At 68.3% G+C, this 13,068-nt stretch carries 9 protein-coding genes; 5 read left to right on the plus strand and 4 right to left on the minus strand.

The annotated features are described in order from the left end of the window. Position 1 precedes the first annotated feature (1 nt). Genes eboE through ACGFU7_RS15140 form a run of 3 tightly spaced genes read left to right on the plus strand, consistent with a single transcriptional unit; the run spans position 2 to position 3,799 of the window. On the plus strand, positions 2–1,177 hold the full coding sequence (gene eboE / locus ACGFU7_RS15130) for a metabolite traffic protein EboE (RefSeq protein WP_393695843.1): 1,176 nt from the start codon (positions 2–4) through the stop codon (positions 1,175–1,177). Then, complete coding sequence (locus tag ACGFU7_RS15135; RefSeq protein ID WP_393695844.1) at positions 1,174–2,592, plus strand: alkaline phosphatase family protein; 1,419 nt, start codon at positions 1,174–1,176, stop codon at positions 2,590–2,592. The genes eboE and ACGFU7_RS15135 overlap by 4 nt, the downstream gene beginning before the upstream one ends. A 49-nt stretch (positions 2,593–2,641) precedes the next feature. Beyond that, positions 2,642–3,799 (plus strand): sugar phosphate isomerase/epimerase family protein, encoded by a 1,158-nt coding sequence (locus ACGFU7_RS15140; protein WP_393695846.1) that lies wholly within the window; start codon positions 2,642–2,644, stop codon positions 3,797–3,799. Between the two features lie 299 nt (positions 3,800–4,098). On the opposite strand, the gene ACGFU7_RS15145 is transcribed toward ACGFU7_RS15140, so the two are convergent. From ACGFU7_RS15145 to ACGFU7_RS15160, 4 genes are all read right to left on the minus strand, one after another. Continuing rightward, positions 4,099–5,496 carry an OFA family MFS transporter gene (locus ACGFU7_RS15145; RefSeq protein WP_393695847.1) on the minus strand — a complete coding sequence of 466 codons (1,398 nt, stop codon included), beginning with the start codon at positions 5,494–5,496 and terminating at the stop codon, positions 4,099–4,101. Positions 5,497–5,565: 69 nt separating this feature from the next. Continuing rightward, positions 5,566–7,704 carry an acetate--CoA ligase family protein gene (locus tag ACGFU7_RS15150; RefSeq protein WP_393695849.1) on the minus strand — a complete coding sequence of 713 codons (2,139 nt, stop codon included), beginning with the start codon at positions 7,702–7,704 and terminating at the stop codon, positions 5,566–5,568. A 2-nt stretch (positions 7,705–7,706) separates the two neighbouring features. Then, a complete protein-coding gene (frc, locus tag ACGFU7_RS15155; protein ID WP_393695851.1) occupies positions 7,707–8,936 on the minus strand; it encodes a formyl-CoA transferase in 1,230 nt (409 codons plus the stop codon). Positions 8,937–8,952: 16 nt separating this feature from the next. Continuing rightward, the gene (locus ACGFU7_RS15160; RefSeq protein WP_393695853.1) at positions 8,953–10,635 is read right to left on the minus strand and encodes a thiamine pyrophosphate-binding protein; all 1,683 of its coding nucleotides are present in this window, start codon (positions 10,633–10,635) and stop codon (positions 8,953–8,955) included. A gap of 164 nt (positions 10,636–10,799) precedes the next feature. Here ACGFU7_RS15160 and sucC point away from each other — a divergent pair, with 164 nt between their 5' ends. After that, positions 10,800–11,933: an ADP-forming succinate--CoA ligase subunit beta gene (gene sucC / locus ACGFU7_RS15165; protein WP_393695855.1), complete on the plus strand. Its 1,134-nt coding sequence runs from the start codon at positions 10,800–10,802 to the stop codon at positions 11,931–11,933. Positions 11,934–11,959: 26 nt separating this feature from the next. Then, positions 11,960–12,841 (plus strand): succinate--CoA ligase subunit alpha, encoded by an 882-nt coding sequence (gene sucD, locus ACGFU7_RS15170; RefSeq protein ID WP_393695857.1) that lies wholly within the window; start codon positions 11,960–11,962, stop codon positions 12,839–12,841. The last annotated feature ends 227 nt before the right edge of the window (positions 12,842–13,068 follow it).

Consider the following 13,068-nt stretch of genomic DNA (forward strand, 5'->3'; position numbering starts at 1 on the left):
GATGCGCTTCCGCCACCCCGACGGCTCCACCGTCCACCTCTCGTACTGCACCAACGTCCACCCCGCAGAGACGCTCGACGGCGTCCGCACCCAACTGCGCGACCACTGCGAACCGGTCCGCAAACGCCTCGGCCGGGACAGGCTCGGCATCGGCCTCTGGCTTGCCAGGGACGCCGCCCGCAGCCTGATCAACGACCCGTCCCAACTGCGCTCCCTGCGCGCCGAACTGGACCGCCGCGGCCTGGAAGTCGTCACCCTCAACGGCTTCCCGTACGAGGGATTCGGCGCCGACGAGGTCAAGTACCGGGTGTACAAGCCGGACTGGACCGACCCGGAGCGGCTTGCCCACACCACAGACCTCGCCCGGCTCCTGGCCGGTCTGCTCCCCGACGACGTCACCGATGGGACCATTTCCACCCTCCCGATCGCCTGGCGCACCCCCTTCGACTCCGACACCGAGGCGGCCGGTCTCGCACACGCCGCGCTCACCGCCCTCGCAGAACGCCTCGACGCGCTGGCCGAGCTCACCGGCAAATCGATCCGCATCGGCCTCGAACCCGAGCCGGGCTGCACGGTCGAGACCACCGCCGATGCCATCGCACCGCTCACCGCCGTCGGACACCGGCGCATCGGCATCTGCATCGACACCTGCCATCTGGCCACCTCCTTCGAGGACCCCGACACCGCCGTCGACGCGCTCGACGCAGCCGGCATCCCCGTCGCCAAGGCCCAGCTCTCCGCCGCACTGCACGCCGAACACCCCCACCTCCCCGAGGTACGCACCGCGCTCGCAGCCTTCGCCGAGCCCCGCTTCCTCCACCAGACCCGCACCAGCACCGCCGCCGGGCTGCGCGGCACCGACGACCTCGCCGAGGCGGTCACCGGCCGGGCCCTGCCCGACGGCGCCCCGTGGCGTGCCCACTTCCACGTCCCCCTGCACGCACCTCCCGCACCACCGCTCACCTCCACCCTTCCGGTGCTCCGGTCCACGCTGACCCGACTGGTCGGCGGAGCACGGCCCCTCACCAGGCACCTGGAGGTCGAGACGTACACCTGGCAGGCGCTCCCGGCCGCACTGCGCCCCCGTACCCGCAGCCAGCTCGCCGACGGCATCGCCGCCGAGCTCACCCTCGCCCGCGACCTCCTGGTCGACCTCGGTCTCAAGGAGCTCCCATGACCGCAGCCGAGCAGACCGCCACGCAGGCCACCACGCCCGCGACACCCACCCCTCTCCTCGTCCTCGACGTCGTCGGCCTCACCCCACAACTCCTCGACCACATGCCGCACCTCAAGGCCCTGGGGCACTCCGGCACCCACGCCCCTCTCGGCACCGTGCTCCCCGCCGTCACCTGCGCCGCCCAGTCCACCTTCCTCACCGGCACCACCCCCGCCGAGCACGGCATCGTCGCCAACGGCTGGTACTTCCGCGAACTCGGCGAAGTCCTGCTCTGGCGCCAGCACAACGGACTGGTCGCCGGGGACAAACTCTGGGACGCCGCCCGCCGCGCCCACCCCGGCTACACCGTCGCCAACATCTGCTGGTGGTACGCGATGGGCGCCGACACCGACATCACCGTCACCCCACGCCCCGTGTACTACGCCGACGGCCGCAAGGAACCCGACTGCTACACCCGGCCGCCCGCCCTGCACGACGAACTCACCGAGAAACTCGGCACATTCCCCCTCTTCCACTTCTGGGGCCCGGGCGCCGACCTCGTCTCCTCGCAGTGGATCATCGACGCGACCCGGCACATCCTCGACACCCGCCACCCCGACCTGGCCCTGTGCTACCTCCCGCATCTCGACTACGACCTGCAGCGCTACGGCCCCGACGACCCCCGCTCGTACCGGGCCGCGGCCGACCTCGACCGGGCCGTGGCACCCCTCCTGGACGACGCCCGCCGCGAAGGCCGCACCGTCGTCGCCCTCTCCGAGTACGGCATCACCCGCGTCGACCGGCCTGTCGACATCAACCGGGCCCTGCGCCGCGCCGGTCTCCTGGAGGTCCACACCCAGGACGGCATGGAGTACCTCGACCCGATGGCCTCCCGCGCCTTCGCCGTCGCCGACCACCAGCTCGCCCATGTCTACGTACGCCGCCCCGAGGACCTCGAAGCGACCCGTGAAGCCCTCCAGGGCCTCCAGGGCATCGAGCAGCTCCTCGACGACGAGGGCAAGAAGGCCCACGGCCTCGACCACCCACGCTCCGGCGAGCTGGTCGCCGTCGCGGACCCGGATGCCTGGTTCACGTACTACTACTGGCTCGACGACGCCCACGCGCCCGACTTCGCGCAGCTCGTCGAGATCCACCGCAAACCCGGCTACGACCCCGTCGAACTCTTCCTGGACCCCCAGGACCCGTACGTCCGGGTCAAGGCGGCCACGGCCGTCGCCCGCAAGAAGCTCGGCATGCGCTACCGCATGGCGGTCGTACCGCTGGACCCGTCACCTATTCGCGGCAGCCACGGCCGCCTCCCCATGAGCGACGAAGAAGGTCCGCTCATCCTGTGCTCCACCCCCCACGCGTTCACCGGCCCCGTCCGGGCCACCGAAGTGAAGTCCTTGCTCCTCACGCTTGCCGGCCTCGCATGAGATCGGTCCGCACACGGCGTTTCGAGCATTCTCGAGAAGGAGAGAGACCGTGACCGCGTACAACGACGAATCCGGAACGGACGGCGCCCTGCGCCGCAGCCTCGGCGTCAGCCGCCGCCGCTTTCTGAGCACCTGCACGGCCGCTGCGGCAACGGCGATCGCCGCGCCCGCCTTCGGCGCGTCGCCGGCCTTCGCCCAGCCCGCTTCCCACAAGGGGCACGGCCACGGCCACGGCCAGGCTCTGGTCCCGGCGCAGAAGCGAGGAATCATCCTGTACACCGTGCGCGACGCCACGGGCCGGGATCCGCTCAGCACCGACCTTCCCTCGGGCTTCCGCGAGGTCTTCAAGGAGCTGGCCCGCTATGGCTACAAGCAGGTCGAGTTCGCCGGGTACGGCCAGCACGCCAACGCACCCGGCGGAAGCAACCTCGAAACGGTGGAAGGCGCGAAGCTGCTGCGCTCGTGGCTGGACGACTACGGTCTGCGCGCCCAGGGCAACCACGGCTTCATCCCGTCGTCCTGGCCGCTGAACCAGAGCGACCTGGACCAGTTCAAGCGGACCCTCGAAATAGCGAACATCCTCGGCATGGACCACATGGGCACCGGTGGCGACCCCACCGGCAGCGCCTACCGTGCCGACTGGGACGTGGCCGCCGACAAGTGGAACTCGCTGGGACAGATCGCTCATCGAGCGGGCATCAAGCTGTACACCCACAACCACGACGCGGCCTACGGCTTCCTGCTCGACGGCGGTCCGCTGGACGCACAGGGCCGACCCACCCGCAGCTCCGGCATCCGCAAGCTCGAGTACTTCCTCAAGGTCACCGACCCGAAGACCGTATGGCTGGAGATGGACATCTTCTGGGCGCACGTCGCCCAGTACAAGTTCCACACCTACACCGCGCACGACGGATCGCAGCGGGAGAACATCTTCGACCCCGCGGCACTGGTCCGCTGCCACAACAAGCGCTACCCGCTGTTCCACGCCAAGGACGGCGTCGTCAACACGACCAGCGGCGACGGCTACGACATGGTCCCCTTCGGTACCGGGGTCATCGACTACCGGACGTTCTTCCGCCGCGTCGGGGAGGCGAACTACCGCAACCCGATGGTCGAGCAGGACAACGCACCGAGCTCGACCGACCTCGCGCAGTCCCTGAAACATGCGCGGATCGGCTACGACAACCTGGCGGCGCTGCGCAAGTAGGACCAAGGCGGCACCGGAGGGTCGGTCCGTGCCTCACCCCGGATTCCTGACACCGGGGAACAGCGCAAACGCCCGCCCGGTGACGTCAGGCACCGTACGCTCCACGGCAGTCACCAGGAGCGTACGGTGCCTGACCAGCACCCCGAACTGCGCGACCGACCCCGGGGGCGGTCGGTAATCCACCGGTCGTTCTCCCGGATCCGGCGATGATGAACGCGCCCTTGTGGACCCACGCCTCCACCACCATGCTGCCCGTACCGGAGCCCACCTGCCCGCAGATCAGCTCCTGCGGCGCCGGGTCAGACGACTTCCCGGCTGATCGGCTGCGGATTCGGGGCGATGTCCCGCACCCGCGGCCGTCCCGGCTGCTTCAGCATCAGGGCGATGCAGGCCGCCACCATGGAGATCCCACCGGCCAGTGCGTAGGCGCCGTTGTATCCCCACGAGTCGACCACCATGGAGCCGAGACCGCCTCCGAACAGACCACTGATCAGCTTTCCGCTGTACACGAGTCCGTAATTGGTGGCGTTGTAGTTCTCCCCGAAGTAGTCCGGGGTCAGAGCGGCGAACATCGGGTAGAAGGCGCCGCCGCCGAAGCCGGAGAGGAAGGCGAAGAACAGGAACAGCCACTCGCTGTGCATATTGCCGGCCCAGATCACACCGAACTGGGACAGACCCAGCACGACGATGACGAACACGAGGGTCAGCTTGCGGCCCCAGAGGTCCGACAGCCAGCCGACGACGGCACGGCCGACACCGTTGATGACGGACATGATGCCCATGGAGGAGGCCGCGACCAGCGGGCCGAAACCCACCTCCTTGGCGAAGTCCACCTGGAACGAAATACCGAAGATGGACACACCCGCGGTCAGCACGATGGTGAGCCACATCAGCGGAAGCATGCCTGTCCTGATGGCCTCCTTCGGTGTGTACTGCTTCACCGCCGGAGGGTTCTTCGCCAGGCTCGCCGCGCTCTTCGTATTGCCCGTGAAATTCAGCGGATCGATGTCGGCGGGCCACCAGTTCTTCGGCGGGTCCTTGAAGAACCAGGCGCAGATCGCCACCACGACCAGTACATAGACGCCGATGAGGTCCAGAACCTCGTTGTAGTTACTGGTGTCGAACGCGTAGTTGAAGATGAAGATGAAGGGCAACGCACCATAGGCGAAACCGCCGTTCACGAATCCCGTCTTCGCACCGCGCCGCTCCGGGAACCACTTGCCCACCATATTGATGCAGGTGGCGTATATGAGCCCGGAGCCCAGACCGCCGATGACGCCGAAGCCGCATATCGCGGCGAACACGTTGTCCAGGTGCGAGAGTGCGACGAAGCCGACGAGACAGAGTGCGGCTCCGATGAACATGGCCCGCCGCGCGGTGAGTATCCCCTTCTCGCGCAACCACCCTGCGGGGAAGGCGATCCCCGCCTGGAAGAAGACCCAGACGCTCAGGATCCAGAAGGTGTTGCTCTGCGTCCAGCCATGGGCTTCGGAGAGGGTGTCCTCCGCGGAGCCGTATGCGTACTCGGACACACTGATGGCCATCATCGCGATCCATGGCAGGTACACCATGAGCTTGCGGCTGTGACCGAGGAGATCCCGGTCCGTCTCGCCGACGCGATAGACGCGGCCCTTGTTGTCCGTCACTTCCCGGAACGCGACACCTGGCGTGCCGCCCGGTCGTTCGTATGTGCTCATGAATCTCCCCTTGGCTTCGAAAGAACCTGGCCAGCGCCCCCTGTCCAAACTCTTCGTGCCTGGGAAGGGTCAGGTCAGCAGCCCCGCGGCCCTTGCCCAGCGGTACTTCGCACCGAGCACCGCGACCGGCTTCTCGGTGGTATAGGGGTACGCCACGACCCCGCGCTCGAAGAGATACGCGCAGGCCTCCTCGACCTCCGTGTCACCGGCCAGCGACGCCACCACGGGCTTGACGATCTCGCGGTCCCGGAACTCCTGGACCACCCGGGCGGTCAGCTCGGCGAAGACCATCGGCGGGGTGACGATCGTGTGCCAGTAGCCCAGGACCAGCGCATGGATGCGCGGGTCCTCCATGCCGAGGCGGATCGTCGCCTCGTACGTCGACGGCGGCTCGCCGCCCGTGATGTCGATCGGGTTGCCCGCCGCACCGAACGGCGGAATGAACGCCTTGAACGCTGTGTCCAGATCCGGCGGGATCTCCATCAGCGAAAGCCCGTTGTCGACGATCGCGTCCGACAGCAGCACCCCCGAACCGCCGGCGCCCGTGATGATGACGACGTTGTCGCCCTTCGGCGTCGGCAGCACCGGCAGCGCCCGTGCGTACTCCAGCATCTCGTTCAGCCCCGGCGCCCTGATCACCCCCGCCTGGCGCAGGATGTCGTCGTACACCGCGTCGTCCCCCGCCAGCGCACCCGTGTGCGAACCGGCCGCCTTGGCCCCCGCACTCGTACGGCCCGCCTTCAGCACCACGATCGGCTTCTTCGGTACGGTCGCCCGAGCCGCCGCCACGAACGCGCGCCCGTCCTTGAGATCCTCCAAGTGCATGGCGATGCACTTGGTGTTGGGATCCTCGCCGAACCAGGTCAGCAGATCGTCCTCGTCGATGTCCGACTTGTTCCCGAGCCCCACGATCGCCGAGACACCGGTCTTCGTCGAACGCGCGAAGCCCAGGATCGCCATGCCGATGCCACCGGACTGGGAGGTCAGCGCCACCCCGCCCTTGACGTCGTACGGCGTGCAGAAGGTGGCACAGAGGTCCTGCCACGTCGAGTAGTAGCCGTAGATGTTCGGCCCGAGCAGACGTACGCCGTACCGTTCGCCGATCGCCACGATCTCGTCCTGCAGGTCCTGCTCACCGGTCTCGGCGAAGCCGGAAGGGATCAGGACCGCGTTCGGTACGCCCTTGCGTCCCACCTCCTCCAGCGCCGCGGCCACGAACTTGGCGGGGATCGCGAAGACCGCCACATCCACCTCACCGGGAACGTCGGTGACACTCTTGTATGCCTGGCGGCCCAGAATGTCATCGGCCCGGGGGTTCACCGGATGGATCTCCCCGGAGAAACCTCCGTCGATGAGATTGCGCATCACCGAATTGCCGATCTTGCCCTGCTCGTTGGAGGCGCCGATCACGGCGACCGAGCGCGGCTCCATCAGCCGGCGCATCGAGGCGAGGATCTCCTCCCGGCCGTAACTGCGCCGCACCTTGACGGCCCCGGTCGTCAGCAGGATGCGGATGTCGGCCGCGACCGCACCCTCCGGCGCGGCGATGACCGGATTGAGATCGACCTCCGCGATCTCCGGGAAATCGGTGACCAGTTGGGAGACCCGCCGGATCTGCTCGGCCAGCGCCCACCGGTCCACCGGCGGCGCGCCGCGCACCCCGCGCAGGATCTCCGCCGCGCCGATCGAGTCGAGCATCGACTGTGCCTCGTCGGCGGTGACCGGCGCCAGGCGGAAGGTGACGTCCTTCAGCACCTCCACCAGTACGCCGCCGAGCCCGAAGGCGACGACCTTCCCGAACGTCGGGTCGGTCACCGCACCGATGATGACCTCCTGCCCGGGCGGCACCAGCTGTTGCACCTGCACACCGTCGATCCGGGCGTCGGGCGCGTACGCCCGCACGTTCTCGATGATCCGGCAGAACGCGGCCCGTACCTCAGAGGCACCCTCCACACCGACGACGACACCACCGGCGTCCGTCTTGTGCAGCACATCGGGGGAGACGATCTTCAGCACGACCGGCCCGCCGAGCCGGTCCGCGTACGCCACCGCCTCGTCGATGTCCTGGGCCAACTCCTCGCCGGGCACGGCGATTCCGTACGCATCCGCGACGATCTTGCCCTCGGGGGCGGTGAGTGCGCTGCGCCCGGCGGCCCGGACGGAGTCGAGCAACGCCCGTACGGTCTCTCGGTCCTGTGATTCGACCATGCTCAGATGACTCCGTTCGTCTTCAGCAGCCGCAGCTCCTCGTCGCCGAGGCCCAGCTCGCCGATGTACACCTCTTCGTTGTGCTCGCCGAGCAGCGGCGAAGTCACCACATCCACAGGCGAGTCGGAGAGTTTCAGCGGGGATCCGACGGTGGTGAACGTGCCTCGCTGCGGATGCTCGACCCGGACGACCATCTCGTTGGCGACCAGCGACTCGTCCTCGACGATCTCCTTGGTGGACAGGATCGGACCGCACGGGATGTTGTGGGTGTTCAGCTGCTCCAGCACGTCCCACTTGGGCAGCGTCGAGGACCACTCCTCGATGAGCTGGAACATCTTGCCGAGCTTGGGCAGCCGGGCCTCGGGCGTCGCCCACTCGGGGTCGTCCACCAGTTCCGGGCGTCCGATGAGTGAGGCGAGCGGCTGCCAGCCGACCGGTTGCACAATGACGTACACATAGTCGTTGGGCCCTCCGGGCGCGCACTTCACCGCCCATCCGGGCTGTCCGCCACCGCTGGCGTTGCCGCTGCGCGGCACCTCGTCACCGAAGTCCTCGTTCGGGTACTCGGCCAACGGGCCGTGTGCGAGCCGCTGTTGATCGCGCAGCTTCACCCGGCACAGATTGAGCACCGCGTGCTGCATGGCGACATTGACGCGCTGGCCGCGCCCGGTGTTCTCGCGCTGGAACAGTGCGGCCAGAATGCCGGCCACCGCGTGAATCCCGGTCCCCGAGTCGCCGATCTGCGCACCGGTGGCGAGCGGCGGACCGTCCTCGAAACCGGTGGTGGACATCGAACCGCCCATGGCCTGGGCGACCACCTCGTACGCCTTGAAGTTGGTGTACGGGCCCTCGCCGAAACCCTTGATGGAGGCGTAGACGATCCGCGGGTTGATCTCCTGGATCCTCTCCCAGGTGAACCCCATCCGGTCGACCGCGCCGGGCCCGAAGTTCTCCACCATCACATCCGAGCGGCGGATCAGCTCGGTGAGGATCTCCTTCCCGCGCTCGCTCTTCGTGTTGAGAGTGATGCTCCGCTTGTTGCAGTTGAGCATCGTGAAGTAGAGGGAGTCGACATCCGGCAGATCGCGCAGCTGTTTGCGGGTGATGTCGCCGCTCGGCGCTTCGAGCTTCACCACGTCCGCGCCGAGCCAGGCGAGCAGCTGGGTGGCGGAGGGACCGGACTGTACGTGCGTCATGTCGAGGACGCGCACGCCCTCAAGAGCTTTGGTCATGCCAACGGCTCCTCTGCTACTTGTACATGGTCTGGTTCATGGTTCCGGGGGCGTACGCGTCCGGGTCGACCCAGACGTTGATCAGCGACGGCAGCCCCGACTCGCGGGCGCGCTGCAGCGCGGGTGCGATGTCGGCGGGGTCGCGGACCTCTTCGCCGTAACCTCCCAGCATCTGGGCGAACTTGTCGTAGTGGACATCGCCGAGGGTGTTGCCGACCCGCTCGCGATCGTCCCCGTACTTGGCCTTCTGGCCGTAACGGATCTGATTCATGGAGGAGTTGTTGCCGACGATCCCGACGAACGGGAGGCTGTAGCGGACCAGCGTCTCGAAGTCCCAGCCGGTCAGGGAGAACGCGCCGTCGCCGAAGAGCGCCACGACCTCCTTGTCGGGACGCGCCTGCTTTGCCGCCAGCACGAACGGCACGCCGACACCGAGCGTGCCGAGGGGACCCGGGTCCATCCAGTGGCCGGGCGACTTCGGCTGCACGACCTGCCCGGAGAAGGTGACGATGTCGCCGCCGTCCCCGATGTAGATCGAGTCCTCGGTGAGGAAGTCATTGATCTCGCTGACCAGCCGGTACGGATGGATCGGCGAGGCATCCGACTTCAGGCTGGGCAACCGCTTCTCGATCGCGGTCTGTTCGGCGGTACGGAGCTCCTCCAGCCAGGCCTTGCGCCTGACGGCCCCACCGTTCAGCCGCCCGCTCGCCGCCTCCGTGACCGCCTTGAGGACCATCCCCGCGTCGCCGACGATCCCGAGGTCGATGTCCCGGTTCTTGCCGACGGTGCGGTAGTCGAGGTCGATCTGTACGACGGTGGCGTCGGGGGAGAGCCGCTTGCCGTACCCCATGCGGAAGTCGAACGGCGTCCCCACGATCACGATCAGATCGGCGTTGGAGAAGGCGTACCGCCGTGACAGCTGGAAGTGGTGCGGATCGCCGGGCGGCAGGGTGCCGCGGCCGGCCCCGTTCATGTACGCGGGGATGTTCAGGGTGCGTACGAGTTCCACCGCACAGTCCGTCGCCCGTGTCGTCCACACCTGACTGCCCAGCAGGATCGCCGGCTTCTCGGCATGTACGAGGAGATCGGCGAGCCTCTCCACGGCCTCGGGGTCACCGGCCGTACGGGTCGAGGCCCGGTACTGCCCGGCCTCCGGCACCCTGGCCTTCGCCACCGGCACCTTGGCATCCAGTACATCGCGCGGGATCTCCAGGAAGGACGGCCCCGGCGCCCCGTGGTAGCACTCGCGGAACGCCATCGACACCATGTCCGCGGCGCGGGCGGTATCGGGCACGGTGGCTGCGAACTTGGAGATGGGCGACATCATCTCGACATGCGGCAGGTCCTGCAGCGAGCCCATCTTGTGCTGGCTGTGCGCCCCCTGACCACCGATCAGCAACATGGGGGACTCGGCACGGAAGGCGTTCGCGACACCCGTCACCGCGTCCGTCGTCCCCGGCCCGGCGGTCACGACGGCGCAGCCGGGCTTGCCGGTGATCCGGGCGTAGCCGTCGGCAGCATGGGCGGCGACCTGCTCGTGACGTACGTCGACGACTTCGATGCCCTCGTCGACGCAGCCGTCGTAGATGTCGATGATGTGGCCGCCGCAGAGGGTGTAGATGCGTTCCACCCCCTCGGCCTTCAATGCCTTGGCGACCAAGTGCCCACCGGAAATGAGTTCCTGGCTGTCCTCGGGCATGGCGATCCCTGTCCCTTCGTAGGGGGTGCGGAAGCCGCTCCAGTGCTCCCGCGGTACATTGCATACAGTCGACGAATACTGTATGAACCTTGTTATCCCGCATCCGGTGGGTGGTGTCCAGGGGGCGTGCGGCACTTTCACAATCGGCACGATCGGGAGTGGCTATGGATCTCTACGAGCACCAGGCACGGCAACTCTTCGCAGAACACGGCATAGCGGTACCGCGTGCCGAGGTCGTCGACAGTGCGGGCGCGGCAGCGGAGGCGGCAGGGCGGCTCGGTGGCCGGGTCGTCGTCAAGGCCCAGGTGAAGACCGGCGGCCGGGGCAAGGCGGGCGGGGTGAAAACCGCCGCAGATCCGTCGGCGGCCGGACTGACCGCACGTCAGATCCTGGGTATGAACATCAAAGGTCACACGGTACGCACGGTCATGATCGCCGAACCCGTCGACATCGAGTCCGAGTTCTACGTCGGCTATGTGCTGGACAGGGCGGCGGGCACGTTCCTCGCCATCGCCTCCGCCGAGGGCGGCATGGAGATCGAGGAGGTCGCGGCGAACCGCCCGGAAGCGGTGACGCGTATCGCGGTGGACCCGGCGGAAGGGGTCACGGAAGCGAAGGCCGCACAGATCGCGGCGGCAGCCGGGCTTCCCCGTGAAGCTGCCGCCGTACTGCGTCGGTTGTGGCAGGTGCTCACCCATGAGGACGCCCTGCTGGTCGAAGTCAACCCGCTGGTCCGTGCGGCCGACGGACAGATCCTCGCACTCGACGGAAAGGTCACCCTCGACGACAACGCGCGTTTCCGCCAGTCCCGTTGGGGGAGCGAGGCGGACGACGTACACGGCGACCCGCTGGAGGCGGCAGCTGCCGCCAAGGGCCTCAACTACGTCAAGCTGGACGGCGAGGTCGGCATCATCGGCAACGGCGCCGGACTGGTCATGTCCACCCTCGACGTGGTCGCCGGCTGCGGCGCCCGCCCCGCCGACTTCCTGGACATCGGCGGCGGCGCCTCGGCCGGCGTCATGGCCGACGGCCTGTCGGTGATCCTCTCCGACCCCGCCGTGAAATCCGTCTTCGTCAATGTCTTCGGAGGCATCACGGCCTGCGACGCGGTGGCCGAAGGCATCGTCCGGGCGCTGGAGTCCGTACGCCTGACCAAACCGCTCGTCGTCCGCCTCGACGGCAACAACGCGGCCCAGGGCCGCGCGATCCTCGACGCACACCCGCACCCCCTGGTCGAGCAGGCCACCACGATGGACGGCGCCGCGCGCCGGGCGGCCCGCCTGGCCGACGCCAACTAGTCCTTGCGAACCGAAAGGAGAGCGACATGGCCGTCTTCCTCACCAAGGAGAGCAAGGTCCTCGTCCAGGGCATGACCGGCGTCGAGGGCATGAAGCACACCCGCAGAATGCTCGCCGCCGGCCCCCGGATCGTCGGCGGAGTCAACCCGCGCAAGGCCGGCCGTACGGTCGACCTCGACGGTACGGAGGTGCCGGTCTTCGGCTCCGTGCAGGAAGGAATGGACGCGACGGGAGCGGACGTCACGGTCCTCTTCGTCCCGCCGCCCTTCGCCAAGGCGGCCGTCATCGAAGCGGCCGACGCCGGGATCGACCTGGCGGTGGTCATCACCGAAGGCATCCCGGTCCATGACGCGGTCGCCTTCCACGCCCATGCCCGCGCCCGCGGCACCCGCATCATCGGCCCGAACTGCCCCGGCGTGATCACGCCCGGCCAGTCGAACGCGGGCATCATCCCCGCCGACATCGCCCCCGATCCGGGCCGTATCGGTCTGGTCTCCAAGTCCGGCACGCTCACCTACCAGCTGATGCACGAACTCCGGGACATCGGCTTCTCCTCGGCCGTGGGCATCGGCGGCGACCCGGTGATCGGCACCACGCACATCGACTGCCTCACCGCCTTCGAGGCCGACCCCGACACCGAACTGATCGTTCTCATCGGCGAGATAGGCGGCGACGCGGAGGAACGGGCCGCCGCGCACATCGCGCAGCACATCGCCAAGCCGGTGATCGGCTACATCGCGGGATTCACTGCACCCGAGGGCAAGACGATGGGACACGCGGGCGCGATCGTGTCAGGCTCGTCGGGGACGGCCGAGGCGAAGAAGCGGGCACTGGAGGCGGCCGGAGTCGCGGTGGGCTCGACCCCGACGGAGACGGCCCGCCTGGTACGGGAGTGCCTGGGCCGGTAGTCCCAGCCCGTCCGGCAGACCCGGCCGACGAACCCAGCCCCTCCGGCCTTTGAGGAGCGGGGTCCGGGGCGGAGCCCCGGTTACGGGAAGGGGCGGGTAGGGGAAGGCCCGCCGCAGGTGCCCACCCGCACCACCTTCCCACCCCCCCCACCCACCCCCACCACCCGCATCGCCCACCCACGTGACGTCCCTCACCTCCACCCCGACGCCCGTGCCGACGACCACCC

It is taken from the genome of Streptomyces sp. NPDC048473, from assembly GCF_043200155.1.
In the GTDB taxonomy this organism is placed as follows: Bacteria; Actinomycetota; Actinomycetes; order Streptomycetales; family Streptomycetaceae; genus Streptomyces.

Excerpts from the sequence above, each read along its gene's own strand:
- eboE (WP_393695843.1), top strand. The coding sequence starts at position 2 with ATGCGCTTCCGCCACCCCGACGGCTCCACCGTCCACCTCTCGTACTGC.
- ACGFU7_RS15135 (WP_393695844.1), top strand. The coding sequence starts at position 1,174 with ATGACCGCAGCCGAGCAGACCGCCACGCAGGCCACCACGCCCGCGACA.
- ACGFU7_RS15145 (WP_393695847.1), bottom strand. The coding sequence starts at position 5,496 with ATGAGCACATACGAACGACCGGGCGGCACGCCAGGTGTCGCGTTCCGG.
- ACGFU7_RS15150 (WP_393695849.1), bottom strand. The coding sequence starts at position 7,704 with ATGGTCGAATCACAGGACCGAGAGACCGTACGGGCGTTGCTCGACTCC.
- frc (WP_393695851.1), bottom strand. The coding sequence starts at position 8,936 with ATGACCAAAGCTCTTGAGGGCGTGCGCGTCCTCGACATGACGCACGTA.
- ACGFU7_RS15160 (WP_393695853.1), bottom strand. The coding sequence starts at position 10,635 with ATGCCCGAGGACAGCCAGGAACTCATTTCCGGTGGGCACTTGGTCGCC.
- sucC (WP_393695855.1), top strand. The coding sequence starts at position 10,800 with ATGGATCTCTACGAGCACCAGGCACGGCAACTCTTCGCAGAACACGGC.
- sucD (WP_393695857.1), top strand. The coding sequence starts at position 11,960 with ATGGCCGTCTTCCTCACCAAGGAGAGCAAGGTCCTCGTCCAGGGCATG.